22 protein-coding genes are annotated in these 19195 nt (G+C 70.8%); 11 read left to right on the top strand and 11 right to left on the bottom strand.

From position 1 onward, the window contains the following. Positions 1-9: 9 nt before the first annotated feature. Both AB0B72_RS36360 and AB0B72_RS36355 read right to left on the bottom strand, forming a co-directional pair. Complete coding sequence (locus AB0B72_RS36360; RefSeq protein ID WP_367744058.1) at positions 10-507, bottom strand: MarR family winged helix-turn-helix transcriptional regulator; 498 nt, start codon at positions 505-507, stop codon at positions 10-12. A 153-nt stretch (positions 508-660) separates the two neighbouring features. Further along, positions 661-837: a hypothetical protein gene (locus AB0B72_RS36355; protein WP_367744056.1), complete on the bottom strand. Its 177-nt coding sequence runs from the start codon at positions 835-837 to the stop codon at positions 661-663. A gap of 118 nt (positions 838-955) precedes the next feature. Between AB0B72_RS36355 and AB0B72_RS36350 the strand changes: the two genes are divergently transcribed. The 5 genes from AB0B72_RS36350 (at position 956) to AB0B72_RS36330 (ending at position 7533) form a co-directional block, all read left to right on the top strand. Beyond that, positions 956-1834 carry a haloalkane dehalogenase gene (locus tag AB0B72_RS36350; protein WP_367744055.1) on the top strand — a complete coding sequence of 293 codons (879 nt, stop codon included), beginning with the start codon at positions 956-958 and terminating at the stop codon, positions 1832-1834. Positions 1835-1839: 5 nt separating this feature from the next. Continuing rightward, positions 1840-2820 (top strand): zinc-binding dehydrogenase, encoded by a 981-nt coding sequence (locus AB0B72_RS36345; RefSeq protein ID WP_367744054.1) that lies wholly within the window; start codon positions 1840-1842, stop codon positions 2818-2820. Positions 2821-2851: 31 nt separating this feature from the next. Continuing rightward, a complete protein-coding gene (locus AB0B72_RS36340; protein ID WP_367744053.1) occupies positions 2852-3916 on the top strand; it encodes an alpha/beta hydrolase in 1065 nt (354 codons plus the stop codon). A 61-nt stretch (positions 3917-3977) separates the two neighbouring features. Next, the gene (locus tag AB0B72_RS36335; protein ID WP_367744052.1) at positions 3978-4115 is read left to right on the top strand and encodes a hypothetical protein; all 138 of its coding nucleotides are present in this window, start codon (positions 3978-3980) and stop codon (positions 4113-4115) included. A 232-nt stretch (positions 4116-4347) separates the two neighbouring features. After that, positions 4348-7533, top strand: coding sequence for a BTAD domain-containing putative transcriptional regulator (locus tag AB0B72_RS36330; protein ID WP_367744051.1), 3186 nt, complete (start codon positions 4348-4350; stop codon positions 7531-7533). A 63-nt stretch (positions 7534-7596) separates the two neighbouring features. Here the strand turns inward: AB0B72_RS36330 and AB0B72_RS36325 are convergent, their stop codons facing one another. Next, positions 7597-8103, bottom strand: coding sequence for a S26 family signal peptidase (locus AB0B72_RS36325; protein ID WP_367744050.1), 507 nt, complete (start codon positions 8101-8103; stop codon positions 7597-7599). A 174-nt stretch (positions 8104-8277) separates the two neighbouring features. On the opposite strand from AB0B72_RS36325, the gene AB0B72_RS36320 reads away from it, so the two are divergent. From AB0B72_RS36320 to AB0B72_RS36305, 4 genes are read left to right on the top strand one after another with little or no spacing between them, the layout of a single operon-like run. Beyond that, the gene (locus AB0B72_RS36320) at positions 8278-8487 is read left to right on the top strand and encodes a hypothetical protein (protein WP_367744049.1); all 210 of its coding nucleotides are present in this window, start codon (positions 8278-8280) and stop codon (positions 8485-8487) included. A gap of 19 nt (positions 8488-8506) precedes the next feature. Continuing rightward, positions 8507-9034 carry a MauE/DoxX family redox-associated membrane protein gene (locus tag AB0B72_RS36315; RefSeq protein WP_367744048.1) on the top strand — a complete coding sequence of 176 codons (528 nt, stop codon included), beginning with the start codon at positions 8507-8509 and terminating at the stop codon, positions 9032-9034. Positions 9035-9074: 40 nt separating this feature from the next. Further along, a complete protein-coding gene (locus AB0B72_RS36310) occupies positions 9075-9617 on the top strand; it encodes a TlpA family protein disulfide reductase (protein ID WP_367744047.1) in 543 nt (180 codons plus the stop codon). A gap of 5 nt (positions 9618-9622) precedes the next feature. Next, positions 9623-11428: an ABC transporter ATP-binding protein gene (locus tag AB0B72_RS36305; RefSeq protein ID WP_367744046.1), complete on the top strand. Its 1806-nt coding sequence runs from the start codon at positions 9623-9625 to the stop codon at positions 11426-11428. Positions 11429-11488: 60 nt separating this feature from the next. Here AB0B72_RS36305 and AB0B72_RS36300 read toward each other — a convergent pair whose 3' ends face one another. The 4 genes from AB0B72_RS36300 to AB0B72_RS36285 form a co-directional block, all read right to left on the bottom strand. Next, on the bottom strand, positions 11489-12727 hold the full coding sequence (locus tag AB0B72_RS36300) for an RNA polymerase sigma factor (RefSeq protein WP_367744044.1): 1239 nt from the start codon (positions 12725-12727) through the stop codon (positions 11489-11491). After that, positions 12724-13062 (bottom strand): YciI family protein, encoded by a 339-nt coding sequence (locus AB0B72_RS36295; RefSeq protein WP_367744043.1) that lies wholly within the window; start codon positions 13060-13062, stop codon positions 12724-12726. The genes AB0B72_RS36300 and AB0B72_RS36295 overlap by 4 nt, the downstream gene beginning before the upstream one ends. A gap of 32 nt (positions 13063-13094) precedes the next feature. After that, positions 13095-13493 (bottom strand): VOC family protein, encoded by a 399-nt coding sequence (locus tag AB0B72_RS36290; RefSeq protein ID WP_367744042.1) that lies wholly within the window; start codon positions 13491-13493, stop codon positions 13095-13097. A gap of 209 nt (positions 13494-13702) precedes the next feature. Continuing rightward, on the bottom strand, positions 13703-14299 hold the full coding sequence (locus tag AB0B72_RS36285; protein WP_367744040.1) for a TetR/AcrR family transcriptional regulator: 597 nt from the start codon (positions 14297-14299) through the stop codon (positions 13703-13705). Positions 14300-14414: 115 nt separating this feature from the next. On the opposite strand from AB0B72_RS36285, the gene AB0B72_RS36280 reads away from it, so the two are divergent. Beyond that, on the top strand, positions 14415-15245 hold the full coding sequence (locus tag AB0B72_RS36280) for an SDR family NAD(P)-dependent oxidoreductase (RefSeq protein ID WP_367744039.1): 831 nt from the start codon (positions 14415-14417) through the stop codon (positions 15243-15245). Positions 15246-15247: 2 nt separating this feature from the next. Here AB0B72_RS36280 and AB0B72_RS36275 read toward each other — a convergent pair whose 3' ends face one another. Further along, a complete protein-coding gene (locus AB0B72_RS36275) occupies positions 15248-16195 on the bottom strand; it encodes a hypothetical protein (protein ID WP_367744038.1) in 948 nt (315 codons plus the stop codon). Beyond that, positions 16192-16404 (bottom strand): heavy-metal-associated domain-containing protein, encoded by a 213-nt coding sequence (locus tag AB0B72_RS36270; RefSeq protein ID WP_367744035.1) that lies wholly within the window; start codon positions 16402-16404, stop codon positions 16192-16194. The genes AB0B72_RS36275 and AB0B72_RS36270 overlap by 4 nt, the downstream gene beginning before the upstream one ends. Positions 16405-16620: 216 nt before the next feature. Between AB0B72_RS36270 and AB0B72_RS36265 the strand changes: the two genes are divergently transcribed. Continuing rightward, positions 16621-16968 (top strand): winged helix-turn-helix transcriptional regulator, encoded by a 348-nt coding sequence (locus AB0B72_RS36265; RefSeq protein WP_367744034.1) that lies wholly within the window; start codon positions 16621-16623, stop codon positions 16966-16968. Positions 16969-17079: 111 nt separating this feature from the next. Here the strand turns inward: AB0B72_RS36265 and AB0B72_RS36260 are convergent, their stop codons facing one another. Next, positions 17080-18111 carry an SMP-30/gluconolactonase/LRE family protein gene (locus tag AB0B72_RS36260; RefSeq protein WP_367744033.1) on the bottom strand — a complete coding sequence of 344 codons (1032 nt, stop codon included), beginning with the start codon at positions 18109-18111 and terminating at the stop codon, positions 17080-17082. Positions 18112-18135: 24 nt separating this feature from the next. Then, a complete protein-coding gene (locus AB0B72_RS36255; RefSeq protein WP_367744031.1) occupies positions 18136-19146 on the bottom strand; it encodes an aldo/keto reductase in 1011 nt (336 codons plus the stop codon). Positions 19147-19195: the final 49 nt, after the last annotated feature.

The raw sequence follows: 19195 nt of genomic DNA, 5'->3' as shown, positions 1-19195 counted from the left end.
CGAGTGCTGTCAGTCGAACCGGTCCTCGTCGATCGAAGTCAGGCGCTCGGCCGCGTCGGGATCCGCTTCGCCGATGCGGTCAAGCAGGCGGTGCAGGAGGGCGTGAAGGGTCTCGAAGTCCTCGGGGCTCGTCAGTTCGGCCCATCGCTTCTCGATCAGGTCGCCCGCGCCCGCCGCCAGCGGTCGTACCGCTGCTCCTCGTTCGGTGAGCATGATCAGCCGGGACCGGCCATCCTGGGGGTTCGGGTGGCGTTCCAGATAACCGGCCCGCTCCAGCTGGTCGACCGACTGCGCCATGGTCTGTTTGCGCACGCCGGCGCGAGCGGCCAGATCGCGGATCTGGATTCCCTCGGGTGGGACGAACGGGAACACCTTCGCGTCCCCGGACCGGATGTCACCGTAGCCCGCCTCGGCGAGGGCCGTCTCGATGCCGACGGCATATTCGCGGTGGAGCAGCCGTAGGAGGAGGGAGAGCCGCAGTCGTCTCGCGGAGGGGTCTCGTGTCATGTTGACAGCCACCTGTCCGTATTTCTCGTGTAATCAGGTGCCTGTCTAGTATGGCATCGTCCAGGGGGAGCATGTCATGTCCGCCGCAGGGTGTCCTGGGACCGACGAACCCCTATCAGGCCCGATCCGCAGTTCCATCCGGGCCCATGCCGATCATCGACGGCGGCCGGCCGCAGCTGCACCACCGGCCACCACCGGCCTGATCTCCACGGCGCCGCCGAGCCGGGCGGCCGGGATGCGTGCCGCCGGCTCGATCGCCTCGTCGAGGTCGGCGGCATCGAGCAGGCGGAAGCGTGGAGGACGGCGCGGCTTCGCGGATTTCGCACCCATGGGCACACACGGCGGTCGACCAGGCGCGCATATTGACAGGTGCCTGTCTAGTTTCTAATGTGATGCCGGATGTAGTCAGGCACCTGTCTAGTGTGCCATTGCCCAGGGAGAGCGTGTCATGCCCACCGCGAACGTTCTGGATTCGACGATCTTCTACCGGGAGGCCGGTGCGGGGCCGACCCCGATCGTCTTCCTGCACGGCAACCCCACATCGTCGTATCTGTGGCGGCATATCCTGCCGACCGTCAGCCAGTCCGGCCGTTGCCTGGCGCCCGACCTGATCGGCATGGGTGACTCGGGCAAGCCCGACATCGCCTACACCTTCGATGACCACGCGCGATACCTCGACGCGTGGTACGACGTGCTCGGGCTCGACCAGGTCGTACTGGTCGGCCATGACTGGGGTGGTGCCCTCGCCCTGGACTGGGCCGCCCGCCACCCAGGACGGGTACGCGGCATCGCGATCACCGAAACGATCGTGAAACCGATGTCCTGGGAGGAGTTCCCCGCCGCCGCCCGGCCGCTCTTCGAATCGATGCGGACGCCCGGAGTGGGCGAGGGCATGGTGCTGGATCAGAACGTGTTCATCGAGCGGACGTTGCCACGCACCACGGCCCGGGGGCTGAGCGAGGAGGACCTCGCGGTCTACGGCCGGCCGTACCCGACCAGGCAGAGCAGGCTGCCGTTGCTGCAATGGCCGCGGTCGATGCCGCTGGGCGGGGAGCCCGCCGATGTCGTCGCCAGGGTCGGCGCGTACGACGAGTGGCTGGCGGCCAGCGCCGACGTACCCAAGCTCCTGCTCGCATTCGAGCCGGGCCCGAGCGCGATGATGGGCCCGGAAATCATCGACTGGTGTGCGGCCCACGTGTCCGGCCTGGAGATACACACACACGGACGCGCCGGTCATCACACCCCCGAGGACCAGCCCGAGGCCATCGCCACATCGCTCGTCGCCTGGATGGACAAGCACGACCTGCTCTCTCGCGGCGAGGGCTGAGGACGATGCGAGCGATCCGGCAATATGCGTTCGGCGGCCCCGAGGAGCTCCGCCTGGAGGAGGTGCCCGACCCTCACCCGGGCGGTGAGCAGGTGCGGATCCGGGTCGAGTCGGCCGGTGTCCACCTGCTGGACACGATGATCCGTCAAGGGCGAGGCGGGCCGCGGTTCGCGCCCCGCCTGCCCATGACGCCGGGCCGAGAGGTCGCCGGGGTCGTCGACGAGGCCGGCGCCGATGTCGACACGGCCCTCGTCGGCCGGCGCGTCGTCGTCGATCTCGGCCTGGCGAGCGGCGGGTACGCCGAGCTCGCGCTGGCACCCGCGGCGGCCGTCCACGCCATACCGGACGACGTCGACGCCGACTCCGCCGTGACCATGGTCGGCACCGGCCGGACGACCATGGCCATCCTCGAACTCGCGATGCCGGCCGCCGGTGAGGTCGTCCTGATCACCGCCGCTGCCGGGGGGATCGGCACCCTGCTGGTCCAGGCGGCGCGAGCCGCCGGCGCCACGGTCGTCGGCGTCGCGGGCGGCCCCGGCAAGGTGGCGCTCGTCGACCGGATCGGCGCCGACCACGCCGTCGACTACAGCCGATCCGACTGGCCCGACGCCGTACGCGAGGCGTTGGCGGGCAGGTCGGTGACACTGGCCCTCGACGGCGTCGGCGGCCAGATCGGGCGAAACGCGCTGGAACTGCTCGGCGTGGCCGGACGCCTGGTGATGTTCGGTTCGTCCTCCGGAGCCCTGACCGAGCTTTCGGCAGACGACCTCTTCCGCCGAGGCATCAGTGCCGCCTCCGCCATCGGCGCCCGGCTCATTCAGCGTCCAGGCGGCACCCACATGTTGGAACGCAGCGCCCTGGAAGCCGCGCGGAGCAAGAAACTCGTCCCCGTCATAGGGCAGCGCTTCGCCCTGGCGGCCGCCGCTGACGCGCACGCCGCCCTGCAATCGCGCGCGACCACGGGAAAGACGGTCCTGCGACCGTGACCGCGCCTCACCCCACCGAGGAGGAATCACCGTGATCCGCCGCATCACCCGCGCGGTCGCCGCAACCAGCATGCTCACCGGCCTGCTCGTCAGCTTCCCGGCCGCCGCCGACGCGTTCGCGCCCGCCACGCACTGCCGGGACGTCACCGTCCCTGTCTCGCTCGCCCACGGCCAACCGGCTCGCGAACGGATCTGGGGCCGGCTGTGCACCCCCGGCCACCGGCCGACCGCCACGGTACAAGTGCTGATATCAGGTCTGAACTACAGCCACGTGTACTGGGACTTCCCATTCCAGCCCGATCACTACTCCTACGTCCGCCAGGCGAACCAGGCCGGCTACGCGACGTTCGACCTCGACCGCATCGGGATCGGACGCAGCTCGCACCCGGCCGGCGACGAGGTGACCCTGGAGTCCAACGCGTACACGATCCACCAGGTGATCGCCGCACTGCGCGGCGGCGCGATCGCCGGGCGCGGCTTCGGCACCGTGATGCTCGTCGGCCACTCCTACGGCTCGGAGATCGCCAAGCTCGAGTCCGCGAAGTACCGGGATGCGGACGCGCTGGTGCTGACCGGCAGCGCCCACACCATCTCGGCTACGGCCCAGCAGGGCCTGGCGCAGCTCGGCCAACCCGTCGACCAGGTGCCACGCCTGGCCGCGGAGGTGCCGGCCGGCGACAACGGCTACGTGACCGTCCAGGACGCGCAACGTCCCGCGTTCATGTACAACGTGGCCGACGCCGACCCCCGGGTCATCGCACTCGACATCGCGACGAAAGAGACCAACACCATCGGCGAGCTCAGCACCATCGGCGACGCCAACGCGCCAGGCATGGCCGAGCGGATCACCGCCCCCATCCTCATCGCGGACGGAGCCGACGACAAGCTCGCCTGCGCACCTGACGCCACCGACTGCTCCTCGGCCGCGACCCTCGCAGCAGCCGAACGTCCCTTCTACCCACATGCCCGTCTGGACGCCGTTGTGATTCCCCACGCCGGCCACGCGATCAACCTGCACCGCGACGCCGTACTGGCCTACCGCGGCATCATCGCCTGGACCCAACGCACACTTGCCGCGCGGTCTCCCTCGGGGTGAGACCCGGCCGGCGCATGCCGGCGTCCCATTGCGGCCGTCGGCATGCGCGGAAGCCATGACGATGGCTCCCGCGAACGCCGCGCAGTGGCACGACGTCATCGAAGGCGTCTGCGGCGATCCCGACTCCCCCGAGTTCGTCGCGCGCTTCGCCGGCCGGATCGCCGTCCTCGCCCGGCTCATCGGGCTCGAACCCGCCTGAAAACCGGTCACCCGGGCGATGCCGTGGTGCTCCCCGCACCGTCGGCCCTCGCCGCCGAAGCGCGTCTCTGCCAGGGCCTATACCTCGCATATACCGGCGTCTTCGATGCTCAGCCCCAGACCCCGGAAACTCACACGACGAGACCGAGGGGGGCCGCCGGGCAGGCGGCCGGGAGAGGGAGCCGAAGGCCCAGGCTGATCCGAGGCCTGCGGTAACAGCATCGGGGGATGAGGTGTTCGAGTTCCATGTTCTCGGGCCGCTGCGGGCCAGCCGTGACGGCGTACCCGTTCCGCTGGGCGCGGCGATGCTGCGACGCCTGCTGGCGACCCTGCTGTGCACGCCGGGCAGACCCCTCGCGGTGCCCGAGCTGATCGAGGCCATGTGGGGGAACAATCCACCGCGTAGCGCGCACAAGACCCTTCAGGTGTACGTGGTGCGGCTCAGGCAGGCGATGGGCGAGCGCGATCGCATCGTCCACGGCACCGGGGGCTACGCCGCCGTGGTCCTGCCGCCCGAGCTGGACGCGCTGCGCTTCCGGGAACTGACGGTGGCGGGGCGGGCCGCCAGGAGGACGGCGGACCTGGCGAAGGCCGGCGCGCTGTTCCAGCGTGCGCTCGACCTGTGGCGGGGGCCGGCCTACGCCGACGTCGCGGACGCGGCGCCGGTGGCGGACGAGGCGCGGCGGCTTGAGGAGGAGCGGCTGCTCACCTACGAGGAACTGGCCGTCGTCAACCTGGCTCGTGGCCGCCATATGGACCTGCTCACCGACCTGACCGAGATGGCCCGGCTGCATCCGTACCGGGAGCGGCTGCACGCCTGCCTGATGCTGGCGCTCTGCCAGGCCGGACGCCAGGTCGAGGCGTTACAGGCCTATCGGCGTACGCGAACCGTGCTCGGCGAGGAACTCGGCGTGGAACCCGGCCGGATGCTGCGGCGCGTTCACGAGGCGATCCTGCGGGGCGACGAGCCCGGCCGGGTGGTCGACGAGATCATCGGACCGGAGGGGATGACCTGCAGAGACGAGCATGCCGCGCGACCCGATGCCGGCGACGGCGCCGGGAGTGACGGAGAGAGTGACGCGGAGGATCCGGCGAGCGAGAGGTGGATCGGGCTCGCGGCGGTCGCTCCGTGCCATCTGCCGCCGAGCATCGCGGCCTTCACCGGCCGCCAGGAGACGGCGGAGTCGCTGCGCCTGTGGCTCACCGGTGCGGGAGACTCCCACACGATGCCGGTCGTGGCGCTGTACGGAAGGGCGGGCACCGGCAAGACGACGCTCGCGATCCGTGCCGCCCACCGCCTGCGGGAGACGTTCGCCGACGGGCAGCTCTACATCGACCTCCACGGGACCCACCCGCGGCCGGTCGACCCGGCCGAGACGCTGGCGCAGTTCCTGATCGCCCTCGGGGTGGACGCGTGGGCGGTGCCGGACGGGCTTGAGGAACGCGGGAAGCTGTTCCGTGCCGTCATGGCCCGTCGCCGCATGCTGGTGGTGCTGGACGACGCCGCGAGCGAGGAGCAGATCAGGCCACTCCTGCCGGGCAGTCCGAGCTGCGCCGTGCTGGTGACGAGCAGACGCAGGCCGGCAGGGTTGAGCGCCCGCTTCGTACGCGTCGACGCGCTGGACCCGGCGTCCGCGTCGGCGCTGCTCGGACGGATCGCCGGGCCCGGCCGCGTCGCGGCCGAGCCCGCGGTCGCGGCCGAGATCGTCCGGCTCTGCGGGCATCTTCCCCTGGCGATACGAGTCGCCGGCGGGAGGCTGGCGCTGCGCGAGCACTGGCGTCTCGAACACCTGGCGGATCGTCTGCGCGTGGAGCGACGGCGCCTGGACGAGCTCGTCGTCGGCGACCTGTCGGTACGGGCGAGCCTGGCCGCCGATTACAGAATGCTCGACGAGGCCACCCGGCGGGCGCTTCGGATGCTCGGCCTGCTCGACGCCCCGACCTTCACCGCGTGGATGCTCGCGGCGGCTCTCGACACCACGGTGCGCGAGGCCGAGACGTACGCCGATCTGCTCGTCGACGCCCAGCTGCTGAGCTGCGACGGCAGCGACGGAAACGGTCAGTTCCGCTACCGCTTCCATGATTTCGTACGGCTCTACGCACGGGAACGCGCCGAGCTGGAGGAGGCCGCCGGCGATCGGGAGAAGGCGATCATCCGTGTTCTCGGCGCGTTGCTCGCGATGGCCGAGGCGGCGGACCGTGGCCTACCGGAACACGTGGCCGCCGACATCCGCGGCGTGGCCCCCCGCTGGTATATCGACCCCACCACCACCCGGACCCTGGTGGGAGACCCTCTGGCCTGGTTCGACAGCGAGCGGCCGACCCTGCTCTCGGGGGTGGCGCAGGCCTCTCGGCTCGGTCTGCACGAACTGGCCTGGGAGCTGTCCGGGCGGGCGGTCGGCTACTACGCCTTCCGCGGCCACTACCGGGACTGGTCGTCCTCACACGAGCTGGCGCTGCAGGCGTGCACGGCGGGTGGCAACCAGTGGGGCGAGGCGGTGATGGCGCGCGACCTCGGCTACCTGCGCATGACCGGAGTGGACCCCCGGCACGGCATGGGTCAGGAAAGGACCGAAGCGGCCCTCGCGGTGTTCCGGGCGGCGGGGGAACGGCACGGCGTGGTCGATCTGCTGTGCCAGCGGGCGTTCGCGCTGCGTTGTGCGGGCGACCCCGACCAGGCTCGCGAGGTGGCGGACGAGGCCATGGTCACGGCCGAGGAGATCGGCTACGAGCTCGCCCAGGCCCGCCTCTGGTACGTCCGCTCCGTCATGCACCGCGAGCAGGGACATTACGAGGACGCGGCCGCCTGCGCGGAACGCTCGCTCGGCCTGGCGATCCGCGAAGGCAGCGTCCAGGCCAGGACCCTCGCCCTGTGGGAGGCGGCCGCCGCCTGCCGCGACCACACCGCGTTCAAACGCGTCTCCCGCGGGCTGTGGGAGTGCCTGCAGATCTGCCGGAGGCGAGGGGAGCGGCTGCTCGAGGCGTATCTCCTGCTCGCCCTCGGTGATCTGCTCCTGCGTATCGGAGGCCTCGACGTGGCGACGCTGATCGAGCCGACACTGACGGTGTTCGACGAGTTCACGGCCCCGTACGGACAGGCCGTCGGGCTCCGCGTCCTGGGTGAGTCCCACCGTCGCAACGCCCGGTCGGACCAGGCGGTACGCACGCTCACCGACGCCGTCGGCGTGACTCGCGGCCTGCACGACCCTCACGAGCAGGCGCTCGCGCTCAGGACCCTCGGCTGTGCCCAGCACGACCGCGACGACCGCCTGGCGGCGGCGCGGTCCTGGGCGGCGGCCCATCGGCTGTTCCAGCGGCTCGGCAACACCGCAGAAGCCGCCCAGATCGGCGAGATCGCCGGGTCGCCGGCGGACCAGGCCCCACTGGCCGCAACCCCCACGGCTCGCGTCCCCGGTTAGGGCGCTTCGGTGGCCGGGGCCCCCGCCTGCCCCCTCGGACGCGTCGAGCGGGATCGCATCCGTCTAGGACAACCTGCGCACGACGACGCCCAGGACCTCGTTCACGGGCAGGTAACCCCAGTGCCGGGAGTCGCTGCTGATGGGGCCGTCACCGAGGACCACGAGCCGGTCGGCGGGCACCAGGTCTCCCGGTGCGGCGCGCACGCCCGCCACGACCTGGTCGGGCACGCTGTCGCCGGGCAGCGCGGCGATCCGCTTGATCAGCCACAACGTCCCGCGCAGCCGGGGCGCCCGTCCAGGAGGGCCCCCGCCGTCCGGGAAGCCCCTGCTCTCCTGGAAGCCGGTGCCCTCCTGGAAGCCCGTGCCGTGCCGCGGGGCGTGCCGGAAGACCACCACCTGGCCGCGCCGCAGGGCCGCCCGCGCGCCGCGCCGTATGAGCACCCGATCGCCCGGCTGGTACGCCGGGATCATGCTCGTTCCGGCCACCCGTACCACGACGAAGCGGCGCCGGGCCGCGGCCACCCCGGCGGCCACGGTCAGCGAGAGCAGCAGAATCACGACAAATCGCATGATCACCCTTCCGGCACGTCTGCCGATCGCGATTGTGAACGGCCCCGGTTGCGCCGTGGTTGCGCGGCACCTGCGGCGTATCCGCAACCGGGCGCAACCGCGGCGAAGGTCACGTTGAGCATCCTCACAGGGCGGGCGTCCTACCACGCCCGAACCCCGTTGAAGGGAGACCGCATGATCCGGACGCTGAACCGCCTTGGAGATCGGCTGCTCGAAAAGCTCCTCCCGGGCGCCGAAGCCCAGGCCGACACGTGTTTCGAGTACTGGCCGGCGGGCGGCTGCAACCGCTTCAAGGATTGCCGCCCCAACCCCACCGGCTCCATCTGCATCACGTACTGGCGCAGCAGCTGTGGTGGTGCGTGGCAGAACATCGGTTACTGCTGAGGCCGGGGCGATAGGTCCCATGGTCTACGCCGTGCTCACCGTCCGGCTCGTGCTGATGGGGGTCTTCCTGGTCTCCGTCCTCACGAAGCTGCGCACGCGGCGGGCCTTCGGCGAATTCACCACGGCGGTACGGCGGCTCGGCGGCGTTCCACCGCGTCTCGCGGCGCCCGCCGCCGTGGTGGTCGTCGCCGTCGAGGCCGGAACCGTCGTCATGCTGGCGGCGCCCGGCCTCGACGGCGACGGCAGGGCGGGCCTCCTGCTCGCAGGGTGCCTGCTCCTCGGGTTCGCCGTGGTCCTGATGGCGGCGCTGCGGCGGGGGACGGCCGAACGCTGCCGATGCTTCGGCGGATCGGATGAGCCGATCGGCCGCCGGCATGTGGCGCGCAACGCCGTCCTCGTCGCGTGCGCGGTCGCCGGGACCGCCATGACCGCCGCCGGGGGCGGCGCGTCCGTCGCGCGGCCCGCCGCCGCGCTCTGCCTGATCGGTGCATCGGTCGCCGTCGCCGCCGTCGTGCTCCTCGACGACCTGCTCCACCTCCTCCGCTGACCCTCGAACTCCGCTGACCCTCGAATCGAAGGGAACGCCCATGGCCGTCCTGGTCGCCGCCGTCATCCTGCTCGGCGGCCTCGTGCTGGTGAACCTGCTCCTGACCGGCGCGGTCATCAGAAAGCTCCGGAAGATCACCAAGGAGTCCCCCGCCGGGAGGGGGCCCGCGAGCTTCGGACTGGCCGTGGGCGCCGAGGTCCCGGCCTTCTCCGCGCTCACGGTCACGGACACGAAAGTCACCACGGATGACTTCACGGGCGCCAGCACCCTCGTCGGGTTCTTCAGCACCGACTGCCGGCACTGTCTGCCGAAGGTGCCCGCCTTCGTCGCGGCGGCCCGTGACGCCGCGGCCGACGGCGTACGGGCAATTGCCGTGGTGGTGGAGGGCGAGGAGAAGCCTGCCGACCTGCTCGCCGCGCTGACGGACGACGTGAGCGTCGTCGTGGAGAGCGAGGGCGGCGCCATGGTGGACGCGTTCGCGGTCGCGGGCTTTCCTTCGTTCTTCCTGGTCGGCCCGCACGGCACCGTGACCGCCAGCGGCCTGAAGCCGGAGCTGTCCCCGGTCGCGCCGTCCCAGATCTGAGCGGCGTGAGGTCACGATCCGGGCCGCTGCGGCTCAGCCTGGCGCTCGTCTGGCGCGCCGGACCCCTGCTCGCCGTGTCTCAGATCGCCGCGGCGGTGCTGAGCGGCGCCTCCCCCGTCGCGGTCACGTGGCTCACCAAACTACTGATTGATCGCCTGACCGCCGGGACGGGCCCGTCGACGACCCCGATGGCGACCGCGATCGCCGTACTCGGAGCCCTGAGCGCGCTGCTTCCCCACCTGAACGGGTACGTCCAGCGGGAGCAGCAGCGCCGCATCGCATGGCACACCAGCGACGAACTGTTCGCCGCGGTGTGCCGGATGCAGGGATTGACCAGGCTGGAGAACCCGCGGTTCCACGATCGGCTCCAGATGGCCCAGCAGGCCGCCCAGACCGCCCCGCAGCTCATCTCCGAGTCGGCGCTCGGCGTGCTGCGCGGCGGTGTGACCATCACCGGCCTCCTCGGCGCGCTCGCCACGCTCAGCCCGCTCCTGGCCGCCGTCGTGGCCGCGGCCGCCGTCCCCGAACTGATGGTCCAGCTCCGGCTCGGCCGGCGCCGCGCGCGTCTCCGCCTGGAGATAGCCCCCGCGGAACGCCGCCGGATGTTCTACCAGACGCTGATGCTCGACCATCAGGCGGCCAAGGAGATCCGGCTGTTCGGCATCGGCGGCTTCCTGCGCGGACGCATGCTGACAGAGCTGACCGCCCAGCAGCGGGCGGAACGCCGGGTGGACCTGGCGGCCGTCCGCTACAACGGGGCGCTCACCGCCCTCAGCACGGTCATCGCGGGTGCGGCGCTGATCATGCTGGTCTCCCGGATAACGGCGGGCCAGGCCGGAATCGGCGACCTGGCCGTTCTCACCGCCGCCCTCGCGGGCACCCAGTCCTCCCTCTCCGGCCTGGTGATCCAGCTGGCCCACCTGAACGAGGCACTCGTCCTGGCCGGTCACTACGCCCACGTCGTGACCATCGGACCCGACCTGCCGGAACCTGTCACCGGCGGTGACGTGCCCCCACTGCGGCGCGGCATCGAACTGCGCGACGTGTGGTTCCGGTACGACGCCGACCACCCCTATGTGCTCCGAGGCGTGAACCTGACCATCCCGTACGGGCGAAGCGTCGCCCTGGTCGGCCTGAACGGCGCGGGCAAGAGCACCATCGTCAAGCTCCTGTGCCGCCTGTACGACCCCGAGCGCGGCAGCGTCCGCTGGGACGGCGCGGATCTACGCGACCTGCGAATCGCCGACCTGCGCCGCCGGATCGGCGCCGTGTTCCAGGACTACATGGCCTACGACCTCACCGCGGCGGAGAACATCGCCGTCGGCGACGTCGACTCCCTCGATCAGCCGGAACGGATCCACGAGGCGGCCGAGCGGGCGGACATACACGACAAGCTCGTGAGCCTTCCCCGCGGCTACGACACCGTCCTGTCGCGGTTCTTCGCCGCCGGCCCGGGCGAGGATCCCGGCCAGGGCGTGCTCCTCTCGGGCGGGCAGTGGCAGCGCGTCGCCCTCGCCCGCGCGCTCCTCCGCGCGGACGCCGCCGACCTGCTCATCCTCGACGAGCCCAGCTCGGGACTCGACCCCGAGGCTGAATATGCCATCCACCGGCGCCTGCGCGACTACCGCGCCGGCCGCACCAGCCTCCTCATCTCCCATCGCCTCAACACCGTGCGCGGCGCGGACCACATCGTCGTCCTCGCCGACGGCCAGATAGCCGAACAGGGCACCCACGACCAGTTGATGGCCCTCGGCGGCGAGTACGCCCGCCTGTTCATCCGCCAGGCAACCGATTTCCAACTCACCGGTTGAAGGTGCGACCCCAGACGCCCGTCAGGTGGGGTCAGCGGTGGCAGCGTGGTCTTGCGGACGTCAGTCCCAGCCCAGGCGTTGCTCCAGCAGCGCCTGCTGGGCCGCATTGGAGGTGAGCTCCAGCGCCCGCTCATCGGCTCGGCGGGCCTCCCCCCGGCGGTCCAGATCGCGCAGGAGCTCGGCCCGGGTGGCGTGGAAGAGCGGGTAGCGCTCCAGCGTGCCGCCGAGTCCTTCCAGCCCGGCCAGGGCCGCGCGAGGGCCCAGCGCGTAGCGCACCGCGATCGCCCGGTGCAGTCGCGTGACGGGCGAGGGCGCCAGGTGCAGCAGCATGTCGTAGAGCACGAGGATCTGCGCCCAGTCGGTGTCGGCGAAGGTCTCCGCCTCGGCGTGGCACGCCACGATCGCCGCCTGCAGCTGGTACGGCCCCGGCCGGTGGTGGGTGCGGGCCGTCCGCGTGAGCAGCGCCGTGGCCTCGGCGACGGCCTGCCGGTCCCACAGGCCGCGGTCCTGGTCGGCCAGCAGCACCAGGTGGCCGCGTTCGTCGAAGCGGGCCGCGCCGCGTGCTCGGTGCAGCCGGATCAGGGCCAGCAGTCCCGCCGCCTCGGGCTCCTTCGGCATCAGGTTCGTCAGCAGCGCGGCCAGCCATTCGGCGTCGTCGACCAGGTCGCGCGCCTGGGTCCGCTCGGCCGTGCTGGACAGGTAGCCCTCGTTGAACAGCAGGTAGACGACCGCCAGGACCTCGTTCAGCCGCTGCGGCAGTTCCTCCTGTGGCGGGACGCGGTAGGGGACGCCGGCTTGGGCGATCTTGCGTTTCGCGCGAGTGATCCGCTGCGCCACGGTGGCTTCGGGCACGACGAAAGCCGCCGCGATCTGCGCCGCCGACAGCCCGCACACCACTCGGAGGGTGAGCGCTATCTGCGCGGCGCGTGACAGGGCGGGGTGGCAGCAGGTGAAGATCAGCCGCAGCCGGTCGTCGCGCGGGGCGGGGTCCGGCCAGGTGAGCCGGGAGAGCTTGGCCCGGTAGTTCGACTCGCGGCGCAGCACGTCCAGGCCGCGCCGCCGGGCCACGGTGAACAGCCACGCGTCGGGACGTTCCGGGACGCCTTCGGCCGGCCAGCGCCGCAGTGCGGACTCGACCGCGTCCTGCACCAGGTCCTCCGCGGCGGAGAAGTCGCCCAGCAGCCGCACCAGGGACGCGGCCAGACGGCCCGCGTGCTCGCGCACCACGCGGGCGAGGACCTCCTGACCGGCCGGCGCAGCCGACGAGCCGTGCGCGGGCTCACCTGTCGAGGCGGTCATGAAACGGGACGGATCTCCACGACCGGGCAGGCCGGCCACGAGCGGGCCAGCTTCAACGCCTCGTCCAGGTCCGCCACCTCGACCTCCGCGAACCCGCTCACGACTTCCTTGCCCTCCACAAACGGCCCATCGGTGACCACCGGCTCCTCCTGGCCCAGCCGAACTGTGGTCGCAGTGTGCACAGGCGCCAGATGCGTATGATGGGTGATCTTGTCGGCGTTCTCGGCGAACCACCGGCTCACCGCCTCATAGGCGTTCCGCTGCTCCAGCTCGCTCATCGCCTCCAGTTGCCGGGCGAACTCCTCGGTCTCGACGAACATCAGCACGTACTTCACGTGGCCCTCCTCGATCCTGGTGAGGTGCGGTCTCAGCTTGCCGAAAGCGGGGCGTACAGGTCGACACCGTTGCCGTCCGGGTCCGCCACCGTGGCGTAACGCATCCCCCAGAACGCGTCGAAGGGCTCGGCGATCCCGCGACAACCGGCCTCAACCAGCTCGCCGTACTTTGCGTCCACCCCCGCCGGGGACTCGAACTCGAAACACAACATGGTGCGCGGCCCGCCGACCGGTGCGCTCCAGCCGGGCAGGAACGGAGTGCGGAAGCCCTCGGTGTCCAGCATGACGTGCAGCCCGTTCGGCAGGTCGCAGCCGGCGTGCTCGCTCGTGTGCTCATCGAGCTTGAACTCCAAACCCAGCCGGGCGTAGAAGGCGATCGAGGCGTCCATGTCGGACACCACGATGTCGATGGTGTTCAGGGTGGGATTCATGATCCGCTCCTTCGGGGTCGGCTTCCTGTCGCGCGCCCCGGCCATCAGCCAAGCAGGGGGCCCAGGCCGGGGCTCTCACCTCACAGACGATTGGCCGCACACGCGATACGACACCGCCGGCAAGAAATCGCCTCCCGGGAGAACAGGGCCGTGATCCGCGGCGTGGCATCGGCCCGCCACCTCGATGCCGGTCCGCCGGCGCGTTCCCTCTATGACGGGCGACGGCCTCCGTGGTCAGGCCTGGTTCGCAGGCCGTCGAGGATGAGCGCGAGATAGCGCCGCCACGGTCGCACGGCGCCGGCGGGCGGCAGATCCATCACGGAGTCGATCATTGAAACGATGGGTGCGATGTCGCCCACCGTGATGTCGTCGCGCATCGTGCCCTGTTTTTGGGCCCGGGCGATGAGGCGGCCGCAGGACTCCATGATGCCTTGCCGTGCGCGCGCGATCTGCTCGTTGTCGCTCGTGCCCTGCCGCATCAGCTCGCGAAGCCCGCGGTCGGCCGCGGCCTGCTCCAGAGCGAGTTCGAGAAAGGCTCTCAGCGCTACGTAGGCGTCCTGCCCTGCCAGCGCGGCCTGTGCCGCGGCGCGGATGTCGTCGAGCTTGCCGGTGTAGACAGCCTCGGCGAGGGCCTCTTTGTTGGGAAACCGCCGGTAGACGGTACCGACACCGAGTCCTGCGTGATGGGCGACGTCGTTGAGCGTGGCTTGCAGCCCGCGCGCGGCGAACACCTCCCGCGCCGCCGCGAGTGTGCGCTGCCGGTTGTGCTCGGCGTCGCGGCGCAGTGCCGGTGTCTTCTCGGTCATGGCATCCACCCGTCCAGCTAACTGGATACATCATATCCGGTTCGTGTTAGGCTGCCGGACATAAGCGGATAAGCGATATCCACTTTGGTGGGTATGCTGCGAGAGCAGGTGAAGCATGCAGACCGTGGTCATCACCGGAGGCACCGATGGGCTCGGCAAGGGCCTGGCCCTCCACTACCTCAGACAGGGCGCTCGCGTCATCGCCGTCGGCAGCACCGCGGAAAAGGGGCAGGCCCTGCTCGCGGAGGCCGAAGCCTTGCCGTCCGGGCGGGCCGGCTTCGTGCGTGCCGATCTCACCTCGGTGGCCGCCACCCGGGATCTCGTCAAACGCCTTACCGAGGATCATCCGGTCGTGGACAAGCTGATTCTCTGCGCCCAGCGATACCGGCTTCTCGGCGGCCGCGTGACCACCGGCGAGGGCTTCGAGCACAGCTTCGCGCTCGCCTACCTCAGCCGTTTCATGCTGAGCCACGGCCTTCACGATGCGCTGCGTGCCGCCCGCCGTCCGGTCATCATGAACGTGAGCACGCCCGGTGTGCCGCTGGGCCGCATCCACTGGGATGACCTGCAGCTGACGCGCAGCTACAGCGGGACGAGGGCCACCCTGCAGTCCTTCCGGGCCAACGATCTCCTCGGGGTCGCCTTCGGCGTTCTGCATGCCGGCAGCGGCGTCTCCTACATCGGCTACAACCCCGGCGTGGTCTCCACCGGCATGCCTGCGAGCCTGCCGCAACCGCTACGTGCTGCGACAAAGGCGTTCTTCACCCTGTTCGCCACATCGGTGCCGAGGGCGACAGCGCCTATGACCGCGCTCCTGGACGACCCGCCGGCCGAGCCCTTCACCGCGCATTGGCAGAAGCGCCGGCTGCCGCTGACCGGCCGCGCATTCGACCGGCACGACGCACAACGCCTTCATGACATCACGCGAGAGCTGATTGCGCGCTGACGCTATGACCGTGCCTGGTTCGATGCGGAGTGTCCGGATCCGTGGTCCGCGGTCGCGGTGGGGGCCGCCGCCGGTTGCTCCGCCCGTACGGTGAAGGCGGCGGTGTGGACGGCTCCCTTGTGCCGGAAGTCGAGGAAGAGCCGGTAGTCGCCGCGGCTGGGGACCTCGGCGTAGAAGGTGATGCCTGGGCCGGCGGGGGTGACACCGTCGCCCGGGACGCCGTCGGGATGGACGTGCAGATAGGCCAGGTCGCCCACGCGCAGCGCGACCAGGTGGCCGTAGGCCTCCAGATACGGCTGCAGGTCGGTGACGGGCTCGCCGTTCTTGCTGATCTCGGCGGTGAGCCTGCTCACGGTGCCCGGTGTGAGAGCGCCGTCCAGCCGGATGGTGTAGCCGTCGACCGTCGCCGTACGGCTGGGCGCCGGCAGCGGCCGGGGCGTGTAGTCGCCCGGGGCGTAGAGCTCGGCGCCGAGGGTCAGCCCTTCACCCCCGTGCGGGACGAAGTCGGCGAAGACCCGGTAGGCGCCGGCTTCGGGCAACGTCAGCGGCACCGACCAGACCCCCTCGGCGGACAGCTCAGGGTGCACGTGCTGGAAGGCGGTCGCGTCCCGGCTGACGACGATCAGGTGCAGCTTCTTGTCGTGCTCGGTTTCGTAGCCGGTCACCGCGCGGCCGTCGGGGCCGTTCACCGTGAACCGGAACTCGGCCTGCTCGCCAGGTGTGACGGTCGTGAGCTCGGGATTCAGGGTGTAGCCGTCCTGGGAGACCTGGAGCCCTCCCGGCAGGTGTTCCGTCTTCTGCTCGGCCTGGGACGGGTTCACGTGAGCCGGATGACCGATGTCCGCCGGTGCGGGCCTGGTGGCGCCGATGGCACCGCCGGCGCTGAACGCCCCTCCGAAGACCACGGCGAGACCGAGGAGGTAGGCCCCCAGCCTGAATGGGGTCTTCACGGCTTGTTCACCACTTGGTATCCGGCCTCCTTGACGGCGGCCTCGATCCGGGCCGCCTCGACAGGGCCGTCGCTCTGCACGGTGACCAGTCCAGTGGCCAGATCGACCTCGACGCCGGTGACACCGGGCACCTCCGCGACCTCTTCCTTGACGGAGCTGACGCAGTGGCCGCAGGTCATGCCGGTGACGGTGTAGGTGGCGGTTGTCATGGCGCTTCTCCTCCGAGAAAGATCGATCACGGGCCAGCTGTCCGAACACCATACCCCCCTAAGGTATTTCGTTCAATCCCGGCATAGTGGGCTCACTCACACGTGACCGCACCCGTACGGGAATCGGCGGCGCTGTGCCGGCGGGCTGCCGGGAGCGACGGGAGGACCTCATGAGACAGACTGGGCTCGGCGTTCCGTCGGACAGATGGGGCTGTTATGACTGACCACGATGTGTTCCTCGCCGACTGTCCCGCCCGTACCACGTTGGATCTGATCGCCGACACCTGGTCGGTCGTCGTGGTGTTCGGACTGGGGCACGGCCCGCGGCGCTACAACGACCTGCGCGACAGGATCGGCGGGATCAGCAACAAGATGCTGACCCAGACGCTGCGCAAGCTGGAGCGCAACAACCTTGTGACGCGCCGTGCCTTGTCCACCGCCCCCGCCGGCGCGGAATATCGGCTGACTCCCCTGGGGGAGAGCCTCCTGGGGCCGGTGTCGGTGCTCGCCCGCTGGGCCGAGGAGCACGCGGACGAGCTCGGCGACGGCGGCTCCGGCGACTGAGAGCGCGGGGAAGGGCGCCGGCCGGTCCCTACTGACGCCCACCGAAGAGCCCTTACTCTCACAGCGCTCCCGCCGAGATCCACGATCTCGGCGGGAGCGTCGTCTTACGTCTCAGATGCCCTCTACGGATGCGATGGTGAAAGGGGTCTGAGGTGTCCCCGGTCCTACCGGACCGCCCTTGTCGAACTGTGAGCGGACGACGTAAAGCTTCCCGTGTCTGCGTATCAGGGTTGTCGGCAGTCGCAGCGCCTGATCGGTGAGGCGCCGTTCCATCCGGGCCGCGCCGCCGTCGGGGTCGAGTCGCCATCGGCTGATGGCGTTGGCGCCGGGAATGGGATGCGCCACCCACAGCGTGCCGTTCCGCAGCTCCATCCCGTCTGCTTGGGACATGTCGTGGTCGCGCAGGCCGACCTTGTGGACGTCACCGGTGGACGGGTTGATGCGGTAGAGGTCGCCGCCGTTCATGTCGACGGTCAGCAGGTATCGCCCCGAGGGGTGGGCGACGATCCCGTTGAGGGTGACCGTGCCGGGTGGATGCGGCTCCAGGATCCCGGTCAGGTCGAAGGCGGGGGTGAGCGGCGCGTGGCCGCCCTGTGTGCGGGCCTGGGCCAGCTGCCGCGGGGTGACCCGGTAGACCACCGCGCGCAGGCTGTCGGTGAGGTAGACGCTGCCGTCCGGGGTGACGGCCAGGTCGTTGACCAGACGCGGGTCCCGGCCGGGGACGTCGAATCGGGCCAGCAGGCGGCGGCTGCGGATGTCGTACACCGTGACTCCGGTGTCGGCGTCGATCACCCACAGCCGTCCGGCACGGTCGACCTCCAGCCCAAGGGCCTTGCTTCGCCCGTCGGCGCCCGCGGGCAGGAACACCTCCGCGGCGCGGTTGCCTGGCGTCATCTTGAAGACCGTTCCGTCGACGTACGACCCGCAGTAGAGGTCGCCGGAGTGGGGGTCGGCCGCGATGCCTTCGGGGTAGACCCGATCGCCGGGCAGTTCGTACGCCGTGGAGATCCGTACGCGGGCCTGGGGCCGGACATGCGCAGGTTGTGTGACGAGCGACCCGGTGGCCTGCGCGGGGGAGGCGAAGGGCAGGACTGCCGCGATGACTGTGAAGAGGATTGAGCTGCGCGGATATACGCGGGACAAGGAACCTCCAGACGTGGGGGATCATCAGGGAAGCTGGCGTTCTGGTCGGAAAGCCGGCAAGCCGCCGGTTGGACCTTCAGGACCGGGGACGGCCGGCCGTACGAGCTGGGCGCCGGCCTCGGTCAGCAGGGCGACCTCGTCGGCGGTGAGTCTCAGCGTCAGGAACGGCAGCAGGTCGGCGAGCTGGGCGGGGTTGCGGGCGCCGGCCAGCGGAGTGGCCACGGTGGGTTGGGCGGCGAGCCAGGCCAGCGCGACCGCGGCCAGGGTGGTGTGGTGCGCGGCGGCGACCTCGTCCAGCGCCGCCAGCACCGCGGGGCCGTTGCCGTCCAGGTGGGCACGGGCCCGGCCGGCGCGGGGACTGTTCACCTCGGGCCCGCCTGGGCGGTACTTCCCGGTGAGGAAGCCACGGGCCAGCGAAACGTAGGGCAGGCAGCACAGACCGGCCTCGGCCACGGTCGAGGCCATGCCCCGTTCGTAGCCCTCGCGCTGCACCAGGTTGTATTCCTGCTGCACCGCGACGTACGCCGCCAGCCCTTCCCGTGCCGAGGTCTCCAACGCCGCCGACAGCCGGCTCGCGGTGAAGTTGGACGCCGCCAGGTGCCGCACCTTGCCGGCACGTACCAGCGCGTCGAACGCGGTGAGGGTCTCGGCGAGCGGCGTTCCCGGGTCGTCTTGGTGGGCGTAGTACAGGTCGATGTGGTCCACGCCGAGCCGCCGCAGCGAGCCCTCGGCGCCACGCCGGATCGTGTCAGGTGCCAGGTTGGCCATACCCGGCAGCGCGCCCACCTTGGTCGCGATCACCATCCGGTCCCGATTGCCGCGGGCCCTCAGCCAGCGGCCGATGATCCGCTCCGATTCACCGCCCTCGTCCGCGGCCGTACGCCCGTACATGTCGGCCGTGTCGATGAAGTTGCCGCCCGCCTCGGCGTAGGCGTCCAGCACCGCGAACGAGGTCTTCTCGTCGGCGGTCCAGCCGAAGGGGTTGCCCCCCAGGCACAGCGCGGACACATCCAGATCACTTGCACCGATCTTCATGGCGACGACGGTAGGCACCCGTGGGGAACCAACCGGTGCCCTTCCCGTG

It is taken from the genome of Microbispora sp. NPDC049125 (genome assembly GCF_040802045.1).
Lineage (GTDB): Bacteria > Actinomycetota > Actinomycetes > Streptosporangiales > Streptosporangiaceae > Microbispora.
The sequence above is the reverse complement of the archived record's forward strand: the minus strand, read 5'-3'. Positions and strand labels throughout refer to the sequence as shown.

Excerpts from the sequence above, each read along its gene's own strand:
- AB0B72_RS36280 (WP_367744039.1), top strand. The coding sequence starts at position 14,415 with ATGCAGACCGTGGTCATCACCGGAGGCACCGATGGGCTCGGCAAGGGC.
- AB0B72_RS36265 (WP_367744034.1), top strand. The coding sequence starts at position 16,621 with ATGACTGACCACGATGTGTTCCTCGCCGACTGTCCCGCCCGTACCACG.
- AB0B72_RS36285 (WP_367744040.1), bottom strand. The coding sequence starts at position 14,299 with ATGACCGAGAAGACACCGGCACTGCGCCGCGACGCCGAGCACAACCGG.
- AB0B72_RS36290 (WP_367744042.1), bottom strand. The coding sequence starts at position 13,493 with ATGAATCCCACCCTGAACACCATCGACATCGTGGTGTCCGACATGGAC.
- AB0B72_RS36300 (WP_367744044.1), bottom strand. The coding sequence starts at position 12,727 with ATGACCGCCTCGACAGGTGAGCCCGCGCACGGCTCGTCGGCTGCGCCG.
- AB0B72_RS36355 (WP_367744056.1), bottom strand. The coding sequence starts at position 837 with ATGGGTGCGAAATCCGCGAAGCCGCGCCGTCCTCCACGCTTCCGCCTG.
- AB0B72_RS36335 (WP_367744052.1), top strand. The coding sequence starts at position 3,978 with ATGGCTCCCGCGAACGCCGCGCAGTGGCACGACGTCATCGAAGGCGTC.
- AB0B72_RS36310 (WP_367744047.1), top strand. The coding sequence starts at position 9,075 with ATGGCCGTCCTGGTCGCCGCCGTCATCCTGCTCGGCGGCCTCGTGCTG.
- AB0B72_RS36345 (WP_367744054.1), top strand. The coding sequence starts at position 1,840 with ATGCGAGCGATCCGGCAATATGCGTTCGGCGGCCCCGAGGAGCTCCGC.
- AB0B72_RS36360 (WP_367744058.1), bottom strand. The coding sequence starts at position 507 with ATGACACGAGACCCCTCCGCGAGACGACTGCGGCTCTCCCTCCTCCTA.
- AB0B72_RS36270 (WP_367744035.1), bottom strand. The coding sequence starts at position 16,404 with ATGACAACCGCCACCTACACCGTCACCGGCATGACCTGCGGCCACTGC.
- AB0B72_RS36315 (WP_367744048.1), top strand. The coding sequence starts at position 8,507 with ATGGTCTACGCCGTGCTCACCGTCCGGCTCGTGCTGATGGGGGTCTTC.
- AB0B72_RS36350 (WP_367744055.1), top strand. The coding sequence starts at position 956 with ATGCCCACCGCGAACGTTCTGGATTCGACGATCTTCTACCGGGAGGCC.
- AB0B72_RS36320 (WP_367744049.1), top strand. The coding sequence starts at position 8,278 with ATGATCCGGACGCTGAACCGCCTTGGAGATCGGCTGCTCGAAAAGCTC.
- AB0B72_RS36325 (WP_367744050.1), bottom strand. The coding sequence starts at position 8,103 with ATGCGATTTGTCGTGATTCTGCTGCTCTCGCTGACCGTGGCCGCCGGG.
- AB0B72_RS36255 (WP_367744031.1), bottom strand. The coding sequence starts at position 19,146 with ATGAAGATCGGTGCAAGTGATCTGGATGTGTCCGCGCTGTGCCTGGGG.